At 66.6% G+C, this 26,199-nt stretch carries 12 protein-coding genes; 9 read left to right on the forward strand and 3 right to left on the reverse strand.

The genetic code is table 11. The features are described 5' to 3' along the window. Positions 1 to 101 precede the first annotated feature (101 nt). Genes NP4_RS16240 through NP4_RS16255 form a run of 4 tightly spaced genes read left to right on the forward strand, consistent with a single transcriptional unit; the run spans position 102 to position 18,647 of the window. Positions 102 to 5,096, forward strand: a complete 4,995-nt coding sequence (locus NP4_RS16240) for a non-ribosomal peptide synthetase (RefSeq protein ID WP_067998503.1) — start codon at positions 102 to 104, stop codon at positions 5,094 to 5,096. Then, positions 5,093 to 17,188: a non-ribosomal peptide synthetase gene (locus NP4_RS16245; RefSeq protein ID WP_067998504.1), complete on the forward strand. Its 12,096-nt coding sequence runs from the start codon at positions 5,093 to 5,095 to the stop codon at positions 17,186 to 17,188. The genes NP4_RS16240 and NP4_RS16245 overlap by 4 nt, the downstream gene beginning before the upstream one ends. A gap of 13 nt (positions 17,189 to 17,201) precedes the next feature. After that, the gene (locus NP4_RS16250; RefSeq protein WP_067998507.1) at positions 17,202 to 17,558 is read left to right on the forward strand and encodes a nuclear transport factor 2 family protein; all 357 of its coding nucleotides are present in this window, start codon (positions 17,202 to 17,204) and stop codon (positions 17,556 to 17,558) included. A gap of 9 nt (positions 17,559 to 17,567) precedes the next feature. Continuing rightward, entirely contained in the window at positions 17,568 to 18,647 is a 1,080-nt protein-coding gene (locus NP4_RS16255; protein WP_067998510.1) for a branched-chain amino acid aminotransferase, read from the forward strand. Positions 18,648 to 18,653: 6 nt separating this feature from the next. Here the strand turns inward: NP4_RS16255 and NP4_RS16260 are convergent, their stop codons facing one another. Next, complete coding sequence (locus NP4_RS16260) at positions 18,654 to 19,619, reverse strand: poly(ethylene terephthalate) hydrolase family protein (protein ID WP_067998512.1); 966 nt, start codon at positions 19,617 to 19,619, stop codon at positions 18,654 to 18,656. A 71-nt stretch (positions 19,620 to 19,690) separates the two neighbouring features. Between NP4_RS16260 and NP4_RS16265 the strand changes: the two genes are divergently transcribed. The 4 genes from NP4_RS16265 to NP4_RS16280 are packed head-to-tail and all read left to right on the forward strand — an operon-like array spanning position 19,691 to position 23,745. Next, positions 19,691 to 20,098, forward strand: a complete 408-nt coding sequence (locus NP4_RS16265; protein WP_245998074.1) for a PPOX class F420-dependent oxidoreductase — start codon at positions 19,691 to 19,693, stop codon at positions 20,096 to 20,098. Between the two features lie 60 nt (positions 20,099 to 20,158). After that, positions 20,159 to 20,953, forward strand: a complete 795-nt coding sequence (locus NP4_RS16270) for an enoyl-CoA hydratase/isomerase family protein (RefSeq protein WP_067998516.1) — start codon at positions 20,159 to 20,161, stop codon at positions 20,951 to 20,953. 11 nt (positions 20,954 to 20,964) lie between these two features. Beyond that, a complete protein-coding gene (cobA, locus tag NP4_RS16275) occupies positions 20,965 to 22,203 on the forward strand; it encodes a uroporphyrinogen-III C-methyltransferase (RefSeq protein WP_067998518.1) in 1,239 nt (412 codons plus the stop codon). A gap of 57 nt (positions 22,204 to 22,260) precedes the next feature. Continuing rightward, on the forward strand, positions 22,261 to 23,745 hold the full coding sequence (locus tag NP4_RS16280) for an MFS transporter (RefSeq protein ID WP_067998521.1): 1,485 nt from the start codon (positions 22,261 to 22,263) through the stop codon (positions 23,743 to 23,745). Positions 23,746 to 23,957: 212 nt separating this feature from the next. On the opposite strand, the gene NP4_RS16285 is transcribed toward NP4_RS16280, so the two are convergent. Next, entirely contained in the window at positions 23,958 to 24,233 is a 276-nt protein-coding gene (locus NP4_RS16285) for a YciI family protein (protein ID WP_067998523.1), read from the reverse strand. 94 nt (positions 24,234 to 24,327) lie between these two features. Between NP4_RS16285 and NP4_RS16290 the strand changes: the two genes are divergently transcribed. Next, complete coding sequence (locus tag NP4_RS16290; RefSeq protein ID WP_067998525.1) at positions 24,328 to 25,197, forward strand: LysR family transcriptional regulator; 870 nt, start codon at positions 24,328 to 24,330, stop codon at positions 25,195 to 25,197. On the opposite strand, the gene NP4_RS16295 is transcribed toward NP4_RS16290, so the two are convergent. Further along, the gene (locus NP4_RS16295; RefSeq protein ID WP_245998070.1) at positions 25,178 to 26,173 is read right to left on the reverse strand and encodes an SMP-30/gluconolactonase/LRE family protein; all 996 of its coding nucleotides are present in this window, start codon (positions 26,171 to 26,173) and stop codon (positions 25,178 to 25,180) included. The two genes, NP4_RS16290 and NP4_RS16295, sit on opposite strands and share 20 nt — an antisense overlap. Between the last annotated feature and the right edge of the window lie 26 nt (positions 26,174 to 26,199).

Here is a 26,199-nt window from a genome sequence, read left to right on the forward strand (position 1 = left end):
TCCGTTTTCCGATAGCCGACACCGTGGTGTGAATCGGCGCTGCTCTGCCGCGCCCTGATGGATTCACACCGGATCGTGAACGTTCTAGTGAGGAACAAGATATGAACGAGCCGACGACTCCCGAATTCGACAAAATCGAGCGCGACCGACTGTTGAGTTGGGGCGGTGTGCATCGTGGCGAACTCCGCGACGGGGTGCCGGTTCCGGAGTTGTTCGCTGCTCGGGTGCAGAAGACTCCGGCCGGCGCCGCGGTGGTGTTCGGGGATGTGGCGCTGTCGTATGCGGAGTTGGATGAGGTGTCGAGTCGGTGGGCTCGGTATTTGATCGGGTTGGGTGTTGGTCCGGAGTCGGTTGTGGCGGTGATGGTTCCGCGTTCGGTGGAGCTGATTGTCGCGGTGCTGGCGGTGTTGAAGGCTGGTGGTGCGTATCTGCCGATCGATCCGGGGTATCCGGTGGAGCGGATCGGATTCATGCTCGGGGACGCGTCGCCGGTGCTGGTGTTGACCACCGCCGGGCTGCGGGAGGTGGTCGCGGGGCAGTCCGTGGCCGCGGTGGCGATGGACGATCCTGTTGTCGCGCAGTCGGTTTCGGAACAACCTTCGGCCGTGATCGCCGATGTCGATCGATCAGGTGCGCTGCATCCATCGAACGCGGCGTATGTGGTCTACACCTCGGGCTCGACGGGCACGCCGAAGGGCGTGGTAGCCACGCATGCGGGTGTGGTCGGCCTGGCGAGTGCTCCTCAGTTCGCGGGCGGGGCGCATACACGGGTGCTGGTGCATTCGCCGATGGTGTTCGATGCGTCCAGCTACGAGCTGTGGGTACCGCTGCTGGGCGGCGGTACCGCGGTGATCGCGCCGCCGGGGCGCGTCGATGCCGCGGTGATCGGGCGGTTGGTAGCGGAGCATGCGGTGACGGGAATGTGGTTGACGGCCGGACTTTTCGAGGCTGTCGCCGCGGTGGAACCCGATTGTCTCGCCGGTCTCACCGAGGTGTGGACCGGTGGTGACGCGGTGTCTGTGGAGGCGGTGGGCCGGGTGGCGCGGGCATGCCCGGAGCTGACGATCGTCGACGGCTACGGGCCGACCGAGACCACGACGTTCGCGACGAGCCATCGGATCGACCCCGGAGGCGTTTTCGATCGAGGTGTGCCGATCGGTGTTCCGCTGGCGGGGGCGTCGGTGGTGGTGCTGGACGCCGATCTGCGATTGGCGCCGGTCGGGGCGGCGGGTGAGTTGTATGTGTCGGGTTCCGGTGTGTCCCGGGGATATTCGGGTCGGGCCGGTTTGACGTCGGCACGGTTCGTGGCCGATCCGTTCGGCGCCGCCGGTGCACGGTTGTATCGGACCGGGGACCTGGTTCGATGGCGAGCCGATGGTGTGCTCGAGTTCGTGGGTCGCGTTGATGATCAGGTGAAGGTCCGCGGCTTCCGGATCGAACCCGGCGAGGTGGAATCGGTTCTGGCTCAGCATGCTTCCGTGACACAGGCCCGAGTCGTGGTACGCGAGTCGGTGACCGGCAAACAGTTGGTCGGCTACGTGACCACCGCGCCCGGTGCGGAGGCCGAAGCACTGCGGTCGTTCGTCGCCGCCCGGCTGCCGGAATACCTGGTACCCGCCGCGATCGTGGTCCTCGACGAGTTCCCGCTGACGGTGAACGGAAAGCTGGATCGGAAGGCGTTGCCGGAACCGAAGTTCGCATCGCTGACGGCGTACCGCGCGCCGCGGACGGAGCGTGAGCGGCTGCTGACGGACCTGTTCGCACAGGTATTGGGGCACGCGCGGGTAGGTGTCGACGACAATTTCTTCGAACTGGGCGGCGACAGCATCTCCTCGATCCAGTTGGTCAGTCGGGCACGTCACGCGGGCCTGCGGTTCAAATCTCAGGATGTGCTGACCCACCGGACTCCCGACGCCTTGGCCAGGATCGCGACCGCGGCCACGGTCGCGGCCGATCCGATCGACGACATCGGTACCGGAACGATCACCGCGACGCCCATCATCGAATGGCTCGCCGAGCGCAGCCGGATCGCCGACGGGTTTTGCCAGGCCGTCGTGGTTTCCACCCCGGCCGAACTGCGGCAGCCCGAATTGCTCGGTCTGCTACAGGCTTTGCTGGACCGGCACGACATGCTGAGGCTCCGGATAGCCGATGCCGACGGAACCTGGTCGCTGGCCGTGCGCCCGGTCGGGTCGGCGCGTGTGGAACCGTTCGTCGAACACGTCGACTGCGCGGGCATATCCGTCGAGGAGACAGCCGGGCGGATCGCCCATCTCCATAAATCGGCCGCGAACCTGTTCGAATCCGACGCGGATTCGATGGTGCGTGCCGTGTGGTTCGATGCGGGGCCGGGTCGAGCCGGGGCATTGTTGCTGGCGATCCATCATCTGGTTGTCGATGGTGTGTCGTGGCGGGTGTTGCTGGCGGATTTGGCGTCGGGGTGGGAGTCGGTGCGGGCGGGTGAGCCGATTGTGTTGCCCGCGGTGGGTACGTCGTTTCGGCGATGGTCGCAGGTGTTGGCTGCGGAGGCGGCGGCGCGTGTGGCGGAATTGCCTGTGTGGCAGTCGATCACGGCTCCCTGGACGCCGTTGGTGGGGTGTGGTGTGGATCCGGTGCGTGATGTGTTCGGTAGTGCGGGGGAGCTGACGGTGTCGTTGCCGGCGGAGCGGACCGCGCCGCTACTGGGTGCGGTGCCTGCGGCGTTTCGTGCTGGGGTGCAGGATGTTCTGTTGGCGGGTTTTGCGCTGGCGGTGACGGAGTGGGGTCGTCGGCGGGGTCGGGGTGATGGTGCGGTTGTTGTGGATGTCGAGGGTCATGGTCGGGACGAGGCGATCGGTGAGGGGCTTGATCTGTCGCGGACGGTGGGGTGGTTCACGAGTTTGTATCCGGTGCGTCTGGATGCCGGTTCGGTGGGCTGGGATGTCATCGTTGCTGGTGATCGTGCTTTGGCGGCGTGTGTCAAGGCGATCAAGGAGCAGGTGCGGTCGGTGCCGGGGGGTGGACTCGGTTACGGGCTGCTGCGGTATCTGAACGAGCGGACCGGGGCGGATCTCGCTGCGGGACGTGCGCCGGAGATCGGATTCAACTACCTCGGACGCATCGCCGCGCCGGGAGGGCGGTCGGAATGGGCGCCCGACACCCGATTCGGGGCACTGCTGGACGGCGCCCCGGCGGATATGCCGTTGCCGCATGTGCTGGAAATGAATGCGGTGACCTATGACTCGGCCGCGGGGCCGGAGCTGCGGGCCACCTGGACGTGGGCCGGCGCGGTGTTGGACAGGGCCGAGGTCGACGAGCTGGCGGGGCTGTGGTTCGCGGCGCTGGCGGCGATCACCGCCTGTGTGCAGCGCGGCGCGGGTGGTTTCACGCCGTCGGATCTGGCGCTGGTTTCGCTGACGCAAGAGCAGCTGACGGGGCTGGAGGAACGGTATCCGGGACTCGAGGAGGTACTGCCGGTGACGGCGCTGCAGGAGGGGTTGCTGTTCCACGCGCTGTACGCCGATCCCGCGGCGGACCCGTACGTGGTGCAGATGTGTCTCGAGTTGCAGGGGCCGGTGGACGTGCGGCGATTGCAGGCGTCATTGCAGGCGGTGATGGATCGACATGCCGGTCTGCGGACTCGCTTCGTGCACGGGGAGTTCGAGCGGCCGATTCAGGTGATCACGCGCGATGTCGAATTGCCCTGGCAGTACCTCGATCTCACCACCATCGACGAGATCGACCGGGAGGCAGCCTGGTTGCGGGTGCGCGAGCAGGACAAGGCCCGCGGTTTCGATCCCGCCACCGGCCTGTTGTTCCGCGCGATCCTGGTCCGGACCGCCGCCGACGAACATCGGCTGCTGCTGACCAACCACCACATCATCTGGGACGGCTGGTCCGCGCCGATCGTGCTGAAGGAACTGTTCGACAGTTACGCAGCGGGCGGGCGTGGCGACGAACTGGCCGCGGTCACACCATTACGCGACTTTTTCACGTGGCTGGCCGAACGCGATCCGAACGCCGCCGAAGCGGTGTGGCGTCAGGCCCTCGACGGATTGGCCGAACCCACCCTGGTCGCGCCTTCGACGGACGGTGCCGACGCACCGGTTCGGGAGCTGATGGAATCGCAATTGTCCGAGGCATTGTCGGGCGGTTTGGAGGATGTCGCGCAGCGGTGCGCGGTGACGCTGAGCACGGTCCTGCAGGCCGGCTGGGGCATCGTGCTGGCCCGGGCGACCGGGCGTGCGGATGTGGTGTTCGGCACGCCCACCTCCGGGCGGCCCGCAGAGCTGCCGGGTGTGGAGACCATGGTGGGTCTGTTCATCAACACGGTGCCGGTCCGGGTGCGGTTGTCGGCGTCGACGAGGGTTCGCGAACTGCTGGAACAGTTGCAGCAGGAGCGAATTCGCACGCTCGACCATCAGTACGTCGGGCTCAGCGAGATCCACCGTTGGACCGGCCACGCGGAGCTGTTCGACACGGTCTTCGTGCTGGAGAACTACCCCTTCGAACGTGGCGACATCGCCGTTCTGGGCACCGACGTCCGGATCACCGAGGCGTACGGCATCAACTACACGCACTACGCGCTGGACGTCGCCGTCATTCCGGGACCGCGGCTGGGCCTGCGCGTCGGATTCCGCGCCGACTTGTTCGACGAGGATACGGTGCGGGACTTGATCGCCCAGTGGCTGAGGGTGCTCGAGGCTCTGGCCGCCGACCCGGATGCGGCCGTGGCGGCGATCGTCCCGGCGGATGCGTTCCCAGCGCCGCTTCGGGACCGGTTCGGCCGCCCGAACTCCACCGAACCGGAGACCTCCGGGCCGACGCCGTACCGCGCACCGCGCACCGAACAGGAGCGGATTCTCGCTGGCCTGTTCGCGGAGGTGCTCGAGGTCGACCGAGTCGGGCTCGACGACAACTTCTTCGAACTGGGCGGTCATTCACTGCCGGCGACCCGGCTGGTCGGCCGGATCCGATCGACCCTCGGGATCGAACCGGAGATCAGGACCATATTCGCGCACCCCACGGTCGCTGAATTGGCAGAACAACTGCCGGCGAGCAAGCGCCGGCAACGTCCGACACTGCGTGCCATGACCAATGGGGAGGGTGCCCGATGATTCCGATTTCGTTCGCGCAGCGGCGACTGTGGTTCTTCCACAAACTGCACGGCCCGTCGTCGGTGTACAACGTGCCACTGGTACTGCGCTGGCGGGAGCCGAAACTCGAGGCCCTGACAGCGGCTATCGGCGATCTGGTCGATCGACATCACATATTGCGCACCGTATTCGGTGAGGACGAGAACGGCATCGCCTATCAGCGGGTACTGGATCTCGACCGGATCGAGGCGCCGATTTCGACGGTATCCGCCGCCGACGACGCGGCCGTCCTGGACGCGATCTCGGCGGCTATCGGCCACCGATTCGACCTCGATGCCGAAATCCCGTTCCGTGTCATCGTCATCGATACCGGCGGCCAGGACTCCGTGGTCGTATTCCTGATGCACCACATCGCCTGCGACGGTTGGTCTCTCGGGCCGCTGCTGCGTGATCTGCAGGCCGCCTACGGCGCGCGGATGCGGGGAAGCGCGCCCGCGTGGGAACCGCTTCCGGTGCAGTACGCCGATTACACGCTGTGGCAGCGGGAATTGCTCGGTTCGGTCGACGACCCGGAGAGCATCGCCGCGGAGGAAGCCGACTACTGGCGCCGAGAACTCGACGGCCTCCCGGAGGGGTTGGAGCTGCCCGCGGACCGACCGCTCCCGAAGCTGCCGACCCACCGCGGCGGCGGCGTCCTGTTCGAAATCGACGAGCCGCTCAAACTCGCACTCGAGCGCCTGGCGAGCCGATCCAACGCGACGATGTCGATCGTTTTCCAGGCCGCCCTGTCGGTACTGCTGTCCAAGCTCGGCAACACCGATGATGTCGCCTTCGGAGCGCCCATCGCCGGCAGGACCGATGAGGCGCTCGACGATCTGGTCGGATTCTTCGTCAACACCTGGGTGGTCCGCACGCAGGTAACGGTGGATCTCCCGTTCTCGACGGTGGTCGAGCAGGTGCGCGAGAAGGCCCTGGCGGCATACTCGCATCAGGAGTTGCCGTTCGACATGTTGGTCGATGTGCTGGCTCCGGAACGCTCGCTGTCGCGGCATCCGCTTTTCCAGATCATGTTGGCCTATCAGAAGCACCTGCTGCCCGCGGACGACGGTTCGGGGATCTCGATGCTCGACATCCCGCCGTCGCTGGTCCGTACGTCGCGATTCGATCTGACCTTCGATATCCATGAGACCGTAGGCGTTCCGGGGCTGCGGGGCGGTGTCGAGTACTCGGCCGATCTTTTCGAACCGGGGACGGTGGAGGAGATCATCCGCCGGTTCGTGCGGGTACTGGAGGCGGTGGCGGCTGATCCGGATGTGCGGGTGGGTGCGATCGGTGTGCTGGGTGTGGGTGAGCGGGATGTTTTGTTGCGGTGGGGTGGTGTGGGGTTGTCGGAAGTTGTTGGTGGGGAGACGATTCCGGGTCGTTTCGGTTGTTGTGTGGAGCGGGTTCCGGATGCTGTGGCGTTGGTGTGGGAGGGGGGTGAGTTGTCGTATGCGGAGTTGGATGAGGTGTCGAGTCGGTGGGCGCGGTATCTGGTCGGGCGGGGTGTGGGTGTGGAATCGGTTGTGGGGGTGATGGTTCCGCGGTCGGTGGAGTTGATCGCGGTGGTGTTGGCTATTTCGAAGGCTGGTGGTGTGTACTGTCCGATCGATCCGGAGTATCCGGTGGAGCGGGTGGGGTTCATGCTCGGCGATGTGTCGCCGGTGTTGGTGGTGACCACGTCGGAGTTGTGTGGTGTGTTGGCGGGCTGGGATGTGCCGCTGGCATTGATCGATGATCCCGATGTGGCGCAACTGGTTTCGCGGATGAGTCCGGCTGTCGTGACTGATGTCGATCGGCGTGGTGTGCTCGGTGGGTCGAATGCGGCGTATGTGATTTATACGTCGGGGTCGACCGGCAGGCCGAAGGGTGTGGTCGTCACGCATGGGGGTGTGGTGGCGGTGATGACGGATTCTCGGTTGGCTGCGCATGGTCGGGTGTTGGTGCATTCGCCGACGTCGTTCGATGCGTCGACGTATGAGTTCTGGGTGCCGTTGCTCAATGGTGGTGCGGCGGTGGTCGCACCGCCGGGCCGGGTGGACACCGGGTTGATCGGTCGGCTGATCGCGAGCCATGGCATCACGGGTATGTGGTTCACGGCCGGATTGTTCGCGGCGGCAGCCGAAGTGGAGCCGGAAGCGCTCGCTGGTCTGGTCGAGGTGTGGACCGGGGGCGATGCGGTATCCGCCGATGCGGTGCGCACGATGGCGCGGGTTTGCCCGGATCTGACGGTGGTCAATGCGTACGGTCCCAGCGAGGCGACGACGTTCACGACGAGTTACCGGATCGATCCCGGAGCCGAGTTGGGGCGCGGTGTGCCGATTGGTGATCCGTTTTCGGGGGTGTCGGTGGTGGTGTTGGATGCTGCGATGCGGTTGGTGCCGGTGGGTGTGGTTGGTGAGTTGTATGTGTCGGGTGTGGGTGTGGGTCGTGGGTTTGTGAATCGGGTGGGGTTGACGGCGTTGCGGTTTGTGGCGGATCCGTTCGGTGGGGTGGGTTCGCGGATGTATCGCAGTGGGGATCTGGTGCGGTGGCGGGTTGATGGTTTGTTGGAGTTCGTGGGTCGGGTTGATGATCAGGTGAAGGTGCGGGGTTTCCGGATCGAACCGGGTGAGGTGGAAGCCGTTCTGGCGCAGCATCCTTCGGTGGGTCGGGCTGTGGTGGTGGTGCGGGAGTCGGTGGGGGGTAAGCGGTTGGTGGGTTATGTGACCGCGGCGGGTTCGGGTGTGGATGTGGATGTGGAGGTGTTGCGGTCGTTTTTGGTGTCGCGGTTGCCGGAGTATTTGGTGCCGTCGGTGTTGGTGGTTGTGGATGAGTTTCCGTTGACTTCGCGGGGGAAGTTGGATCGGAGGGCTTTACCGGAACCGGAATTCACCTCCGGGGTCGGCTATCGCAGACCCCGCGGCGACACCGAGATCGCGATCGCGGCGGCCTTCGCAAATGTGCTCGGCATCGACCGGATCGGGGCGGACGACGACTTCTTCGCGCTGGGCGGCGACAGCATCTCCGCTATCCAGCTGGTCAGCCGGACACGCGCCGCGGGTGTGCTGATCAAACCGCAGGAGGTCTTCACCCACCGGACGCCCTCCGGGCTGGCGCTGGCCGCCGCGGCGAGCGGTGCGCAGCCGGACACGGTCGAGGACGTGGCAGTCGGGCCGGTACGGGCTACGCCGATCATCGAATGGCTGCGCGAACGCTCCTGTGCCGCAGACGGGTTCGATCAGTCGTTGCTGATCGCCACACCGGCGGGTCTGCGTTCGAGGGATCTCGCTCGTCTGCTGCGGGCGGTCGTGGACCAGCACGACGCGTTGCGTATGCGAGTCGAGGTACGGGCCGATGGCGACTGGTCGATGTCGGTGCGGCCGCCCGGATCTCTCGACGTCGATCGCGTATTGGAGTGCCTGGACAGTACGGGGCTGTCCGCCGACGAGATCACCGAGGCGGCCGCTACCGCGTATCGAAAGGCCAAGGGGCGGTTGGGCCTCGAGGACGACGCGCTGCTGCAGGCGGTGTGGTTCGATTCCGGCCCCGATAGTGCGGGCACACTGCTGCTGGTCGTCCACCATCTTGTCGTCGACGGCGTCTCCTGGCGCATCCTGCTATCGGATCTGGCGCTGGGCTGGGAGGCGATACGCGCCGACCGCGAGCTACTGCTGCCGCCCGAGGGCACGTCGTTGCGGCGGTGGTCGACACTGCTGGCCGAGCAGGCGACCGCACCCGCGCGAATGGCCGAATTGCCGCTGTGGAAGGCGATTCTTGCCCGGTCCGAGCCGGTGCTCGCGAATGTCACGCTCGATCCAACTCGTCATGTCTACGGCGGCGCGGGCAGCCTGACCACCCGCCTGCCGGTGGCCCTTACGGCGCCGCTGCTGGGCAAGATCCCCGCCGCATTCCACGCCGGAGTCCAAGACATCCTGCTGGGCGCATTCGCCATGGCGACGGTCGAATGGGCGCGTCGGCGCGGTCGTCGGGACAGCGCTCTGCTCGTCGACGTGGAAGGGCACGGACGTGAGGAAACCCTCGCTCCCGGAGTCGATCTGTCCCGCACGGTGGGCTGGTTCACCAGCATGTATCCGGTCCGGCTCGAATCCACCGCGGGATGGGCTGAAATCCTCTCCGCCGGAACGGCACTCGACGCCGAGGTGAAGCGGATCAAGGAACAGTTGCGCGCCGTTCCGGGTAGCGGAATCGGTTTCGGCCTGCTGCGCTACCTCGATCCGGCCGCCCGCGCGGAATTGATTGACTGTGCTCGCGCCGAGATCGGTTTCAACTACCTCGGCAGGATGTCGTCCTCGCGGGACTGCGTGCCCTGGAGTTCGGACGCGCGCTACGGGTTCCGCCCCGAGTTGCCGCCCGAGTTGCCGATGTCGCACGTACTCGAGCTGAACGCGGTTACCGAGGACACCGCGGACGGTCCCGAACTGGTGGCGACCTGGACCTGGGCCGGCGGGTGCGCCACCGAGGCCGATGTGGCCGAGCTCAGCGATATGTGGTTCGCGGCGCTGGCGGCGGTCGGCGACTGTGTGGACCGTACGGGCGGTGGCTTCACTCCCTCGGACCTGTCTTCGGCGGCGCTGACCCAACACCAGATCGAAGCAGTGGAACGACATTTCGCCGCGAGTTCGGATGCGGACAAGGTATCGCGCGGGATCGAGGACATCCTGCCCGTGACCGCGCTGCAGGAGGGCCTGCTGTTCCACGATTCGCTCGGCGGATACGACCGGGACCCGTATATCGCTCAGGTGGAATTCGAACTCGACGGCCCGCTGGAGGCCGCGCGATTGCACGCCGCTCTGCAGGCGCTGGTGGATCGGCAGCCCGGCCTGCGCGCGGAATTCGTCCGCGCGGGGCTCGACCGTCCCGTGCAGATCGTGCCGCGCCGGGTCGCCGTACCGTGGCGGCAGCAGGATCTGACGGAGCTGGACGAACCGGGCCGGACCACGGAACTGGATCGGCTTCGGAGTGCGGAGAAGGCCCGTGACTTCGACCTCGGCGACGGACCGCTGCTGCGCGCGATGCTGGTCAGAATGTCCGCCCACCGGCATCGGCTGCTGCTGACCCACCATCATCTGCTGTGGGACGGCTGGTCGCTGCCCGTGTTGCTGAGCGAGTTGTTCACGATTTACGCGGCGAACGGCGACAGCTCCGGCCTCGCGCCGGTAACACCGCTGCGCGAGTTGTTCGACTGGCTGGGCAGGCAGGACCGGGACGCCGCCGAGGCGGCCTGGCGGGAGGTGCTGGCCGGGCTGGACGATCCCACTCTGTTGGTCGCGGCGGTACGTCCGGACTCCACGCCCGGCAATGGCGAATTCCAGCGAGACAGAACCGAACTGACCCTGTCCGACGCATTGACCCGGGCGCTCGGCGCGGTAGCGGAGCGGTATCGGATCACCCTGAATTCGGTGATCCAGGGGGCGTGGGGGATTGTCCTGGCCCGCATGACGGGCCGCGCCGACGTCGTCTTCGGAGCACCGGTATCGGGCCGTCCGGCCGAACTGCCCGGGGTGGAGACGATGGTCGGTCTGTTCATCAACACCGTGCCGGTCCGTGTGCGCGTGGACGATTCCGCGCCGGTGACGGAGCTGTTCACGAGACTGCAGCGGGATCAGGTCCGGCTGCTCGGGCACGAGCACATCGGTCTGGGCGATATCTGCCGCCTGACCGGCAACAACGAATTGTTCGACACACTGCTCGTCTTCGAGAACTACCCCTTCGACGAGGACGGGTTCGGAGTGCCCGGCTCCGCGCTGTCCATCACCGATGCCCGCGGTGAGGACGCCACCCACTATCCGTTGGATGTGGCGGTCCTTCCGGGCGCTCGACTCGGACTTCGGTTCGGCTTCCGGACCGATGTCCTCACTCGCGCGAGAGTCGATGGAGTGATCGATCGGTTCGTGCGGGTGTTGGAGGCGGTGGCGGCCGATCCGGAGATGCGGGTGGGCGCGATCGATGTGCTCGACAGCGGCGAGCGGGACCGACTGCTGCGCTGGGGTGGTGTCGCAACGGTGGAATCTATTGAGGCAGAGACGGTTCCGGATCGGTTTGCGCGCCAGGCGCGACGGGTTCCGGAGGCGGCTGCGGTGATATGCGGCGAGACCACCCTGTCGTACGCGGAACTGGATGAGGCATCGAATCGGTGGGCGCGATACCTGATCGACCGAGGCGTCGGACCGGAAACCGTTGTCGCGGTCTCGGTTCCGCGATCGGTGGAACTGATGGTCGCAGTGCTGGCGGTGTCGAAGGCCGGTGGCGTGTATCTGCCGATCGATCCGGAGTATCCGGTGGAACGGGTGGGGTTCATGCTCGGCGATGTGTCGCCGGTGCTGGCGGTGGCAACCTCGGAACTGGGTGGAGTGCTGGCCGCGTGGGATGTGCCGCTGGCATTGATCGATGATCCCGATGTGGCGCAACTGGTTTCGCGGATGAGTCCGGCTGCCGTGACTGATGTCGATCGGCGTGGTGTGCTCGGTGGGTCGAATGCGGCGTATGTGATTTATACGTCGGGGTCGACCGGCAGGCCGAAGGGTGTGGTCGTCACGCATGGGGGTGTGGTGGCGGTGATGACGGATTCTCGGTTGGCTGCGCATGGTCGGGTGTTGGTGCATTCGCCGACGTCGTTCGATGCGTCGACGTATGAGTTCTGGGTGCCGTTGCTCAATGGTGGTGCGGCGGTGGTCGCGCCGCCGGGTCGGGTGGATGCTGCGGTGATCGGTCGGTTGGTGGCCGAGTACGGGGTGACGGGGATGTGGCTGACCGCTGGGCTCTTCGAGGTGGTGGCAGCGGTCGAACCCGGGTGTCTGGCTGGTCTGGTGGAGGTGTGGACCGGTGGTGATGTGGTGTCGGTGGAGGCGGTGCGTCGGGTGGTGCGGGCGTGTCCCGGGCTGACGGTTGTCGATGGTTACGGTCCGACGGAGGCGACGACGTTCACGACGAGTTACCGGGTCGATCCCGATCTCGATCTCGATCGGGGACTGCCGATCGGTGATCCGTTCTCGGGGGCGTCGGTGGTGGTATTGGACGCGGGTTTGCGGTTGGTTCCAGTGGGGGTTGTGGGTGAGCTGTATGTGTCGGGTGCTGGTGTGGCTCGGGGGTATTCGGGTCGTTCTGCGTTGACGTCGTCTCGGTTTGTGGCGGATCCGTTCGGTGGGGTGGGTTCGCGGATGTATCGGACGGGGGATGTGGTGCGGTGGAGGGCTGATGGGCAGCTCGAGTTTGTGGGTCGGGTTGATGATCAGGTGAAGGTGCGGGGTTTCCGGATCGAACCGGGTGAGGTGGAAGCCGTTCTGGCGCAACACCCTTCGGTCGAACGAGCGGTGGTCCTTGTGCGTGAGACCGCCACCGGCGGACAGCTGATCGGATATGTGACCGCCGCCGACGCCGCGGGTGTGGACGTGGCGGTCGTGCGGGCGTTCGTGTCGTCGCGATTGCCGGAGTATCTGGTGCCGACGGCGATCGTGATGGTCGACGAGTTCCCGCTGACGGTCAACGGGAAGCTGGATCGTAAAGCGCTGCCGGAGCCGAAATTCTTGTCGCGCAACGCCTATCGCGCGCCGCGGACGGAGCGCGAGCGGACGGTGGCGGAGCTGTTCGCGGAGGTGCTCGGTGTCGAGCGAGTGGGCCTGGATGACAGCTTCTTCGACCTGGGCGGACATTCGCTACTGGCGAATCGGCTGGTCGGCCGCTTGCGCGCGGTACTGGGCGTGGAACTCGGGGTGCGCGCGGTCTTCGACAACCCGACCGTCGCCGGATTGCAGCGCGAGGTCGCCGGTGCGAAGGCGGCGCGCGCCGCACTGGTGCAGCGCCCGCGCCCGGAGCGCCTGCCGCTGTCGTTCGCCCAGAACCGCCTGTGGTTCCTGTATCGCATGGAAGGTCCGTCGCCGACCTACAACATTCCCGCCGTGCTGCGCTTGTCCGGCGCGCTGGACACCGCGGCACTGGCGGCCGCGCTGGATGACGTTGTCGCTCGGCACGAGAGCCTGCGTACGGTCTTCCACGAGGACGACGGTGTCGCGTATCAGCGGGTGCTACCACTTGCGGACGCCGATTGCGGTCTGACGGTCGTCGGCGTGGACCACCGGTACACGGTGGCCGATGCCGTGCGGCACGCGTTCCGGCTGGAATCCGAGATTCCATTGCGGGCCTGGTTGTTTCATTCGGATCCCGACCTCGCTGTGGACGCGGACGAATCCGTCCTCGTGTTGGTCATGCATCACATCGCCGCCGACGGCTGGTCGATGGGCGTCCTGCTGCGCGATCTGAGCATCGCCTACGCGGCCAGATGTACCGGACGGTCGCCGGGGTGGGCGGCGCTGCCGGTGCAGTATGCGGATTACGCGCTGTGGCAGCGGGAGATCCTCGGCCTGGAGTCGGATCCGGACAGCCCGATAGCCCGCCAATCGGCGTACTGGGAGCGACAGCTGGCGGGTGCTCCGGAGCGGATCACGCTGCCGGTGGACCGGAGCTATCCGCAGCAGGCCTCGCATGCCGGTGACCTCCTCGAGTTCGATTGGCCCCGAGAACTTTCCGTGCGGCTGCGGAGTTTCGCGCGAGCCTGCGATGCGAGCGTATTCATGGTTCTCGACGCGGCATTGGCGGTCCTGCTGTCGAATGTCGGTGCGGGCCCGGACATCCTGGTGGGTTCGCCGACGGCCGGTCGCACCGACGAGGCGCTCGACGATCTGATCGGGTTCTTCGTCAATACCCTCGTCCTGCGCACCGACGTCTCGGGCGACCCGACCTTCCGTGAACTCGTGGGCCGGGTGCGTGAGCGCAGCTCGAATGCCTACGCGCATCAGGATGTGCCGTTCGAGCGTTTGGTCGAGGTCCTCAATCCAACGCGTTCGATGGCTCACCACCCCGTATTCCAGGTCCTGTTCGGGTGGAACGAGTTCGGCGCCGACCAGTTGACGATGCCGGGTCTGCGAGTCACCCAGGAGCTTGTCGGAACCGGCCGGGCGCGCATGGATCTGGTCTTCAGCCTGGGGGACCGTCGCGGTGACGACGGCGCCGAATCGGGCATCGGTGGCGTGGTCGAATTCCGCACGGACGTGTTCGACCGCGGCACGGTGGAATCGCTGGTGTCCCGGTGGCAGCTTCTGCTCGAAGCGATGATCGCCGAGCCGGATCGCCGGGTGGGAACCATCGAGGCTGTCGACGAGGCCGAGCGAGAACTGTTGTTGCGCTGGGGTGATGGTGGCCGCACGCCCGAGGCGGGTGTGACCGTGCTCGAGCTGTTCGATCGGCAGGTGGAGCGGACCCCCGACGCGGTGGCCGTCGTATTCGGCGACACCTCGCTGAGCTACCGGCAACTCGACACGCGGGCCAATCGGCTGGCGCACTGGCTGATCGGGCGTGGAGTGCGACGTGGGCAGCGGGTGGCCCTGCTACTGCCGAGATCGTCGAATCTGCTGGTGGCGATGCTGGCGGTGTCGAAGGCGGGCGCCGCCTACGTGCCGCTGGATCCGGACCATCCGGTGGAGCGGATCGAATTCGTCCTCGACGATTCCGATGCGGCGCTGGTGATCGGTGAAGAGGTGCTGGCCCAGGATCTGAGCCGATTGCCGGCGAGCGCTCCCGTCGTCAGCGGCCGATCGAAAGCCGATGTGGCGTATGTGATCTACACCTCCGGCTCCACCGGCAAACCCAAAGGGGTGGCGATCCCGCATGTCGCGCTGGGTAACCTTCTCGTCGCACTGGGTGAGCAGTTCCCGATGGACGACCGGGACCGGCTGCTGGCGGTCACCACGATCGCCTTCGACATCGCCGCGCTGGAGATGTTCCTGCCGCTGCTGGCCGGCGCTGCCGTGGTGATCGCGCCGCGCGATGCCGTGCTACGGCCCGCCGAGTTGCTCGGAGTGATTGCCCGGCAGCGGATCACGATCATGCAGGCGACTCCGGCGCTGTGGCAGGCGATGATCGCGCACGATGCGGAAGGTCTGCGCGGGCTGCGGATGCTGGTCGGCGGTGAGGCGCTGCCCGCCGCCCTCGCCGAGGATATGCTCCGCGTGTCGCGGGATCTGACCAATATGTACGGCCCGACGGAGACGACGATCTGGTCGGCCACCGCGGTGCTGTCCTCGGGCGCGGGAACGCCTCCGATCGGACGTCCGATCGCGAATACGCGGATGTACGTCCTGAACGAACGGCTACAGCTGGCGCCGCCCGGCGTCACCGGTGAGCTGTACATCGCGGGTAGCGGAACGGCGCACGGCTACCCCGGACGAGCGGGACTGACCGCCACGCGCTTCGTCGCCGACCCGTTCACGGCGGACTCGCGGCTGTATCGGACCGGGGACCAGGTGAAGTGGCGTCCTGACGGGACGCTCGAGTATCTCGGCCGCTCCGATTTCCAGGTCAAGGTCCGAGGCTTCCGGATCGAACTCGGTGAGATCGAATCGGCACTGGCCGAACATCATTCAGCGCGTCGCGCCGTCGCCGCGGTCCGAGACGCCGGGAACGGGCCGCAACTGGTGGGATACGTCGAGGGCTCCGGCGCGGACCCCGCGGTGCTGCGGTCGCACCTGTCGTCCCGGTTGCCGGACTACATGGTGCCGGCGGTCATCGTGGTCGTGGACGAGTTCCCGCTGACCGCGAACGGGAAGGTGGATCGCCAGGCTCTGCCCGAACCGGAATTCGCGGGCGGCGGCGCTTTCCGGACACCGGTTTCCGCGACTCAGTCGGCGATCGCGGAGGCATTCGCCGAGGTGCTCGGCATCGGCCCGGTCGGCTTGGACGACGACTTCTTCGCGCTCGGCGGGCATTCCCTGCTGATGCTGACGGTTCTCGAGCGGATCAATGCCGCGCTGGGTATCGATCTGGCGATGTCCACACTGTTCGACAACTCGCGGGTCGAGGACTTGGCGGCCTGGATAGAATCGGACGGCCGTCCGGTGGCCGAACTCGACTTCGCCGAATGCGGAGCGCTGCCCGAGGACGTCCGCGCGACCGGAATCGCACCGGCGCGCATCGGGATTCGCGACATTCTGCTTACCGGCGCGAGCGGCTTCCTCGGTTCGCATCTGGTGCGTGAACTGCTGGATCAGACGGATGCCCGGGTGTGGTGTCTGGTCCGCGCCGATACCGAGGCCGACGGCTTGCGCCGTGTACATGACGCGATGCGGGAGTTCGGTGCGTGGCGAGAAATCGAGGCGGGGCGAATCGTCGTGGTGCCCGGTGATCTCGACCGCGATCGGCTGGGAATGACCGTGCCGCAATGGGGTCGGCTTGCCGAATCGATCGACATGATCGTGCACAACGGTGCGCGGGTCAACCACATCGAAACCTATCGACGGCTGCACGGTCCGAATGTCGACGCCACCGAGCGGCTATTGCGTTTGGCGACAACGCACCACGTGAAACCGCTGCACTTCGTCTCGACCGGCTCGGTGCTCCTGGACGCGGTCACCGGCTCGATGGTCGGCGAGGACGAGTGGGTGCTTCCGGAGCGGCTCGTCGAATCCGGCTATGTGCGGTCGAAATGGGTTGCGGAGAAGATGATCCGGAGCGCGCGGGAGCGAGGGATCCCGGCGTCGGTATATCGCCCCGGGTTGATCGCCGGCGAGCAGTCGACCGGAGCCGCGGCCGCACAGGACACGTTCTGGAACGCCGTGCGCGCGATGATCGCGATCGGCATGGTGCCGGAGGTTTTGCAGCATGCGGTCGTGGCCATGCTTCCGGTGAACTACGTGGCCCGTGCGATCGTGCGAATGGCTCGAGAGCCCGAAACTCTCGGTGGAAACTACAATCTGATCGCGGCCGAGCCGACTCCGATCGCGGCGCTGATCGCGGTGCTCGAGCAGCGTGGATACCCACTCGAGGTGGTGCCGACCGCTCGTTTCGTCGAGGAGCTCGAACGTCTCTCGGACGACGGGTCGATGAATATCGCTCGCCACACCATGGATTTGATTCTCGATGAGACGGTCGACCATGGCGGCGAGTCGGCGCCGCGAACGAACTCGAAATCCGCACAATTCCTCGCCGCAGCGGGCGTCGAACCGGTGCGGATGGACTCGGAAATCCTGGGTCGATACGTCGACTACTTCACACGGACAGGTTTCTTCGGCAAGTTCTCATGATTATGGAGGGGATATGACATCGGATCTGTATGACGTTGTCAGCAGTTACTATCGGAACATCGACGGGGGTGACCTCGGTACCGCGCTGTCCTGCTTCTCGTCGGATGCGGTATATCGCAGACCCGGATACAGCGCGCTGGTCGGTCGCGCCTCGATCGAGGAGTATTACGCCAGCACGAGAATCATCCAGCGCGGCAGCCATCGCATCAGTTCCATTGTCTGCGATATGGACGAGGTGGCGGTCCGAGGCTATTTCGAGGGCGTATCCCGTGATGATCGGCCGTTGTCGGTCGGCTTCGCGGATTTCTGGCGCTTTGCCGGTCGGATGGTGATCGAGCGGAACACCTACTTCGACGTGGCAGCGGTCTGAGGGGTGGGAATGGAAACGACACTGCATAATTCGGCGGCCACGGCGGAAGCCGGGCCGGTGCGAAATCTGGGACACGGCGAGGACTTCACCGCGCATATGTTCAGTGCCCGGTGGTCCGAACAGCACGGTTGGCACGATGCCGGTCTGCGCGCGATCGAGTACCTGTCGCTGCATCCGGCGACGGTCGGATTGCATTACGGGCAGGTCGCCTTCGAGGGCCTCAAGGCGCATCGGCAGGTCGACGGAAAGATGGGCGTGTTCCGTCCGCTGTGGAATGCCGACCGGTTCCGACGGTCGGCCCGTCGGCTGGCCATGCCGGAAATACCCGAGGAGCTGTTCCTGCGCGCGGTCGAGGAACTCGTGGTCGCGGATCGATCATGTCTGCCCGAGGACCTCTCACGCAGCCTCTACCTGCGTCCGCTGCTGTTCGCCACGGATGTTTCGCTGATGCTGCGGCCGGCTCGCGAATACCGGTTCCTGCTCATGGCATTCGTGGCGGGCGGCTTCTTCGGCGACGATACGGAATCCATTTCGGTGTGGGTCGACGACGAGTACAGCCGCGCGTTTCCGGGAGGCACCGGGGATGTCAAGATCGCGGGTAACTACGCGCCCACCTTTGTCGCGCAGCAGCGGGCCCAGCAGGCCGACTGTCAGCAGGTGCTGTGGTTGGACGCGATGGAGCACCGTTGGCTGGAAGAGTTGGGCGGGATGAACGTCTTCCTCGTGCGTGGGCGCGGCGCGGATGCGGAGGTGATAACCCCCGAACTGACCGGGACGCTCCTGCCGGGAGCTACCCGGGATTCGATTCTGACGCTGGCTTCTCGGCTGGGTTATGCGCCACGGGAGGAGCGGATTTCGCTCAATCAGCTCCGTACGGGATGTGCGAACGGCGAGATATCGGAGATGTTCGCCTGCGGGACAGCGGCTGTCGTGACTCCGGTTCGACGCATCTGCGAACCCGGCGGGCAGTTCACCGTGGGTGACGGACCGATCGGGCCGGTGACGCGTGAGCTGTGTGCCGCCCTGACCGGTGTCCAGCGCGGCACCGTGCCGGACGTGGACAGGTGGGTGTATCGCATCGAACGGTGACCGCGCTCAGTGCGCCTGCGCGCCGATCTGGTTGGTCCAGTGCGGATTCGGGGCGTAGAACTCACCGGAGCCCGGCGCGAAGGCGCGCTGGGCCCCGGGGCAGTGCCGCAACCGGGCCAGTAGCCAGGCCGTCGGATAGCCGAGGTAGCCGTAGACGCCGGTGGTGCAGGGTTTGGAGGCTCCCACGCAGTCGGGTTGACCCTGAACGTCATTGTGATTCGGGCCGATCAGGGTGCCCCACGCCTTGGTTGCCGTCGCCGGGATCGCCTCGTAGTAGGCGCGATTGGATTGCAGGCCGACGGGCAGGCCGGGCAGTTGCTCGGACGGGGAGATCAGCGCGTCGCTGGAACCGTTGACGAGAAATACCGAGCCGGAGGTGACTCGGTGGGCGTCGGCGCAGCGCTGGGTATCCCCACAGAACGCCTGTGCCGGAGTCTCTACCGCCACAACGGTTTTGATCAGTCCGTCGGATCTGATCATCGCATTGAGCACCCCGGTGGCGCCCTGTGAATGACCGAACGCGCCGACGGCGTCGGGATCGAGCCTGTCGTGGAAGATATTCGCTGGATCCGCCGAGCTGTCGATGAGATACCGTGCGGCCGAGACGATATCGGCTCCGGAGCCGGTGGTCTGATTCTCGGTCGCGATCACCACGAAGCCCCAGGACGCGAGATGTCGCAGTAGATAGTCGTATTGGCGCGGGACGGCCGAGGTGCCGTCGCCCCAGGTGATGATCGGATGTCGCATGCCGTTCGCGCCGAGGTCGGTCGGATACCAGACGTCGTAGGCGGCCCCGGTGGAGTCGCAGCAACCCACGGCCTGCCGTGTGGTGACCGCCCAGGGGCCGGGGGCGAAGTACTTCGCCTCGGTCGGGCCCGCGGGCTGATACGGCTGGTCGGCCGTGGCCGCGGGCGCGGCGATCAGTAGCAGGGCGGTGAGTGACGTGAGGATCCGGAATGCGGCTCGTCGCATGGTCGAAGCATATAAGCAGACCGATAGGTCTATTTGGAATGTCCGGCGCGCGACTCGAGTTCGGATGCGATGTGACAGTCGAATTCTCCGAAGATCTGAAGAAGTACCTCGACGACGGCAAGCCCTTCGTCACCGTGGCCACGGTGGGCCGCGACGGACAGCCCCACCTGACGGTCAACTGGATCGACCGCGAAGGTACCGAGCTGGTCTACTCGACCACGGTGTCGCGGCAGCAGTACAAGAATCTGGCGCGCGATCCGCGGATCGCGGTGATGATCAATCCGCCGGAAAATCCCTACGCCTATGCCGAGATTCGCGGCACCGCGACGCTCATTCCCGATCCGGACAAGACGCTGCCGGATCGGATGTCCTACAAGTACACCGGTAAGCCGTATCTGGAGTTCAATCCGGATTCGGTCAACGATGCCGAGCGCGTGATCGTGCGCATCACCCCGACCAAGGTGCTCGGGCGGCTGTAGTTCCACCCAGCGGGCGAAATCTTGTCGCCGACGCGGGCCCGGGCCGTAGCGTCGGAAATCGTGACGACTGTGGAGATCGAGCGGGTGGCCGAACACATCACGGCCATCCGCCTCAACCGGCCCGAACGGCTCAATGCGATCGACTTCGCATTGGTCGCCGAACTACACGACGCGCTCGACGCGGTGGCCGCCGATGACGAATGCAAGGTCGTCATCCTTACCGGCACCGGGCGCGGCTTCAGCGCGGGACTGGATCTGAAGGATTACGGCGAGGTGCCCGAAGTCGGTGCGCACCGGCACTATCCGGCCGGACAGACCGGACAGAATTTCCTGGCCAGCCTCACCGAGCATCTGCGCGCGACACCGCAGATCGTGATCGCGGCGGTGAACGGGCCCGCGTTCGGTGGCGGTTTGTCGCTGGCCTTGGCGTGCGATCTGCGCTTCGCCGCGCGCGGCGCGTCGTTCTGTTCGGCGTTCATCCGGACCGGGCTCACCGGAACCGATGCGGGCGTGAGCTATCTGCTGCCTCGGCTGATCGGCGCGGCGCGGGCCTTCGACATGATCATCACCGGGCGCACCGTCGACGCGGCCGAGGCCGAGCGGATGGGCATCGTCTCCCGCGTCGTCGACGACGAACAGCTGTGGGACGAGGCGCTGGCCGCCGCGCGCGGCATCGCCGAATACACCACGTTCGGGTTGCGCAACACCAAGGAGGTGTTGTGGCACAACCTCGACACCCCGAGTATGGGCGCGGCCATCGCGCTCGAGAATCGCAACCAGCTCCTGGCGGCCGGACAGGCCGAGGTGTGGGCCTACATGGAGTCCTATTCCGGTCGGCGGCGTGGCGGGTCGTAGGCTCGCACCTTGTGCCGAACAACCCAGATGACCAGCATGCCGGTGACCCGAACTACTTGGTCGGGCTCGATCTCGCGGGCCGTCGAGTCGTCGTGATCGGCGGCGGTACCGTCGCGCAACGCCGCCTCGGCCTGCTGATCGCCTCCGGCGCGCGGGTTCACCTCGTCAGCCGCGCGGTGACTCCGGCCGTCGAGGGTATGGCCACGGCCGGGCAGATTACCGTCGAGCTGCGCGATTACCTCGACGGTGATCTCGACGGGGCCTGGTACGCGATAGCTTGCACGAACGAGCCGGAGACCAATGCGGCCGTGGTCGAGGAGGCCACGCGGCGGCGGATCTTCTGCGTGCGGGCCGACAACGCCCGGCTGGGTACGGCCGTCACGCCCGCGACCGCGCGCTATGAGGGGTTGAGCCTCGGAGTGCTCGCGAGCGGACGGCATCGGCGGTCGGCGGCGGTGCGCACCGCACTGCTGGAGGCGCTGCAGTCCGGGGTGGTCGCCGAGGATGCCGAGCCGATGGCGGCCGGGGTGGCGCTGATCGGTGGCGGGCCGGGCGATCCGGATCTGATCACCGTGCGCGGGCGGCGACTGCTCGCACGGGCGAATCTGGTTGTCGCCGACCGGCTCGCGCCGCCGGAACTGCTGGCCGAACTCTCGCCCGAGGTCGAGGTGATCGATGCGGCCAAGATTCCGTACGGGCGGGCGATGGCGCAGGAGGCGATCAACAACGCGCTCGTCGAGGGGGCCAAGGCCGGGAAGTTCGTGGTTCGGCTCAAGGGCGGGGATCCCTATGTGTTCGGGCGCGGGTTCGAGGAGCTCGAGGCGTGTGTCGAGGCCGGGGTGCCGGTGACCGTGGTGCCCGGGGTGACCAGTGCGATCTCGGTACCCGCGCTGGCCGGTATTCCGGTGACCCATCGCGGGGTGACCCATGAATTCGTGGTGGTCAGTGGGCATGTGGCACCCGATCATCCGGATTCGCTGGTCGACTGGGCGGCGCTGGCCCGGCTGCGTGGAACGATCGTGCTGCTGATGGCGGTGGAACGGATCGAGCAGTTCGCGGCGGCGCTGATGAGCGGTGGGCGGGCCGCGGATACGCCGGTGATCGTGATTCAGGAGGGCAGCCTGCGCGGTCAGCGGGTGGTGCGCGCGGAGCTGGCGACCGTCGCCGAACGCGTTCGCGCCGAGGCGATCCGGCCGCCCGCGATCATCGTGATCGGACCCACCGCGGCGTTCACCGCGGGCAGCGCGTAATCGTCCCGGTCCCGCGTCGTCCGGGGTGATCGCGGATATCCGATACAGTGAGTCACTGTGCTCGATAACCCCGCTGCGACGACGCATCATCAGGTGACCAAGCGGGCCTTCGGGTTGCCGATTCTGGTGCTCAGCGGGCTCAATCTGATGGTCGTGCTGGACGGCACGGTCGTCATCTTCGCGATACCGCGGCTGCAGGAACATCTGCATCTGTCCAATGCGGCCAGCGCGTGGACGGTGACGGCCTACGGCCTGCCGTTCGCGGGACTGATGCTGCTCGGTGGACGGCTCGGGGATGTCTTCGGACGCAAGCGGATGTTGATCCTCGGGGTCGCGCTGTTCACGGTGGCCTCGGCGCTGTGCGGTTCGGCGCAGACCGACTGGATGCTGTTGGCGGCGCGCGCGATTCAGGGCGCCGGGGCGGCGGTGGCGGCCCCGACGGCGATGGCGTTGGTGGTCAGTACCTTCGCGCCGGGTCCGGCGCGCAATCAGGCGGTGGCGATCTTCGGGTCGATGATGGCCGTCGGTTCGGTGGGCGGGCTCATTGTCGGTGGGGCGTTGACGCAGTTGGATTGGCGGTTGATCTTCTGGATCAATGTGCCGATCGGCGCGTTGATCGTGCTCGGGGCGATCTATCGGTTGCGCGATACCGAGCATGTGCGGCTGACGTTGGACGTGCGCGGGGCGATTCTGGGCACGCTCGGTTGTGTGGCGATCGTGTTCGGCGCGACCGAGGGGCCCGAGATGGGGTGGACGAATCCGATCATCCTCGGCGCGATGGCCGCGGGTGTGGTGCTGTTGGCGGTGTTCGTCTTCGCCGAACGGCATGTCGACAATCCGCTGCTGCCGTGGTCGCTGTTCGATCGGCGCGATCGGGTGGTGACCTTCGCGGCGTGTGTGCTGGTCGGCGGCGTGATGGGCGCGATGACGTTCTATGTGGCGCAGTTCTTGCAGAATGTGCTCGGCTACAGCCCGCTGATGGCCGGGGCGGCGGCGATTCCGTTCACGCTGGGTGTGGGTGTGGGCGGCGCGGCCTCCTCGAAGCTGGCGCAGTTGGTTCGTCCGCGCTGGCTGCTGAGCGGTTCGGCCGTGGTTCTGGCCGTCGGACTGTTCTTCGGCTCCACCCTCGACCAGAACGTCTCCTACGTCCCCACCCTGCTGATCCTGTTGCCGGTCATCGGTTTCGGCGTCGGCATCGCCATGGTGGTCGTCCCCTTGTGCCTGCTGGTCGGCGTCCCCGTCAACAACATCGGCCCCCTCACCGCGATCGGCCAGATGGCCTTCAACCTCGGCGGCCCGGTAGCCATCGGCCTCCTGAGCCCGGTCGCCCTCTCCCGCACCCTGTCCCGAGGCGGCACCAACGGCAAGGCAGCCGATATGACCGAAACCCAGATAGCGGCTTTGAGCAGCGGATACACGCTGGTGCTGTTCGTATGCGCGGTGGCCGTGGTGATCGTGGGGCTGGTCGTGCTGACATTGAGCTATACGCCCGAGCAATTGGCTCAGGCGCAGCACGCGCAGGAAGAGTCCCAGCAGGCTTGAGTTTCGCCCCGCCCGGCCCGCTGCGCGGCCCGGGTGGGGAAATGGTGGCGCGGCGGACCGAGTGGGGTTGGTGCCGGCGCGGCGGGCCGAGTGGGGTTGGTGCCGGCGCGGCGGGCCGGGTGGGAGGAGACGGGCGTGGGGTGGGCTGGTCTTCGATTCGAGATTGTCTCTTTCGCGAGGCGCGGCTTTCCCTTGTTCCCCCGCCGCGAGCGTCAGCGAGTGGTGGGGGTTGGCCGCCAGGTGGGGAGGAATTCGATCAGTTGGGCTTCGGCGGCGTGGGTGTGGATGAAAGGGTCTGAGGCCAGGGCGGATTCGATTTCCGGGCGGGGGCCTTCGGCGATTATCAGGCCGCCGGTTCGGGGGATCAGTGGGCCTGCCAGGTGGACCATGCCCTTGGCGAACAGGCCCCGCGGATTGGTGTAGTGGGATTGCTTCAAGGCGTCGATGGTTTCCACAGGGGCCTTGTAGGTCAGCAGGATCAGGTGCATGAGTTCATTGAAGGGTGGGGGAGTGGGGTTGGGCCAAGATGGGTTTTCGGGGGTGGCATAGGGTGGGGCCTATAGCGGCTTGTGGAGGGGAGTTATGGACCGGTTTCCGGAGATTGACCTCCGGCATCTGCGCTATTTCTCCGCGATTGCCGAGACGGGCAGTATCACCGAGGCCGCGCGGCGATTGCGGATCGCGCAGCCGAGTTTGAGTCAGCAGCTGGCGGCGATCGAAAGGCGGGTGGGCGCGCGGCTGTTCGATCGCGGTCCGCAGGGGATGCGGCTCACGCCGTCGGGGCGAATTCTGCTCGACAGTGTCAATCGCGCCGTCGACGAACTACGGGCCGGACTCGCGCAGGCGCGGGAGCAGTCGCTGCCGACGCGGATCGGATTGTGCCGCGGGGTGCCGGGGACCGTACTCGGCCGGGTGGACGAAATGATCGGCGGCGGGCGCGCGCTCGACATCAGTTACGAGCCGGTCGATTCGGATCGGCAGACCGAGCTGTTGCGCACGGGCCGACTGGATTTCGGCGTCCTGCGCCCGCCGATCGATGACACCGGACTGATCCTGCGCATAGTCGGCGACGAACCGCTCGGTATCGTCTGCGACCGGCGCGGCGCACTGGCCGAACGCCCGAGCCTGACCTGGACCGACCTGTCGGATATGCGACTGCTGTGGTTCTCCGCCGCCCGCGCGTCCGGCTACGCGGGCGCTGTCCTCGAGCGCCTGCGCGCCAACGGTTGGAACCCGACGATCGTGATCGACGACCACGCGGGTCACACCCTGTTCCGCCACGCGCTGCTCACCAATCCGGACCTGATCGCCCTGCGCCCCCGCGCACTCATCGGCGAGGACGCCGAATTGGTCTGGCTCCCGGTCGAACCCGATCCGCCGCGCGAAACCCTGGCCCTGGCCGCCCGCGCCGATACGGTGTGGGCGCGACTGCTCACTCCGGCCGCGCGATGACCCCGATCGAGCGCTCGATCAGACTGCCCAGATATACCGTGCCGTCCTGTTCGGCGACGCCGGTGACCATGGCGTAGTCGTCCCCCTCGCGCTGTAGATCGTGCACGAGGACCCCCTCGAAGTCGTACGCCTGCACCCACGCCGTCTTATCCGGTTTGGGTTGCAGCGATTGCGGAATCGCCCACACCAACCGGCGCAGAATGCCGGGCAGCGGAAGTAGCCTGTCCAGCAGGGGATTACGCGGCGTGGCCAACGTGACCCAGACGAGCCCGTCCGAGCCGAGGCCCATATTGTCGGGAAAGCCGGGCAGGTTCTCCACCAGATGATCCGAGGTACCGGCCTTCGGCCCGGTGAGCCAGCAGCGAGTCACGCGATAGCCCGCGGTCTCGGCGACGAGCACACACGAGCGATCGGGCGCGAGAACCACGCCATTGGCGAATTTCAGCCCGTCCAAAAGCGTTTCGACCGTGCCGTCCGGCGTGCGACGGAACAGCCGGCCGGTCCGCGACCCCTCGAGGATGTCGCCCACGTATTCATCGAGGGAGTAGCGCGAGGTGGACGCCGAGAAATAGATCGTGCCATCGACATCCTCGACGACATTGCTGGCGAACGAGAGTCGCTGCCCGTCGATCTCGTCGACCAGCACCTCCAGCGTGCCGTGCGGCTTGTCCAACCGCAGCAGCCCCCGCTCGAAATCGCAGATCAGCAGTGAGCCATCGGGATTGGCATGCAGACCCAGCGGCCGTCCGCCGGTGTCGGTGATCTTGTCGACCTTGCCGTCGACCGGATCGACCGCGAACACCGGACCCTCGGCGACCCCGGCGATCACTCTGCCGTCCGCCGCCACCACCACATCCTCGGGCCCGACACCCGGCAGCGGCAGCAGCCGCGGCGCGGGCATCGGGGGCGTGCTGTGGGTTTCGCGGGCGCGCGGCGTGGCCGACGGCGGCGACCACCGCTGAGGCTGGAACGACATGCCTCACGGTACCGCGCGCGAGCGCT

The organism is Nocardia pseudobrasiliensis NBRC 108224 (genome assembly GCF_001613105.1).
GTDB lineage: Bacteria > Actinomycetota > Actinomycetes > Mycobacteriales > Mycobacteriaceae > Nocardia > Nocardia pseudobrasiliensis.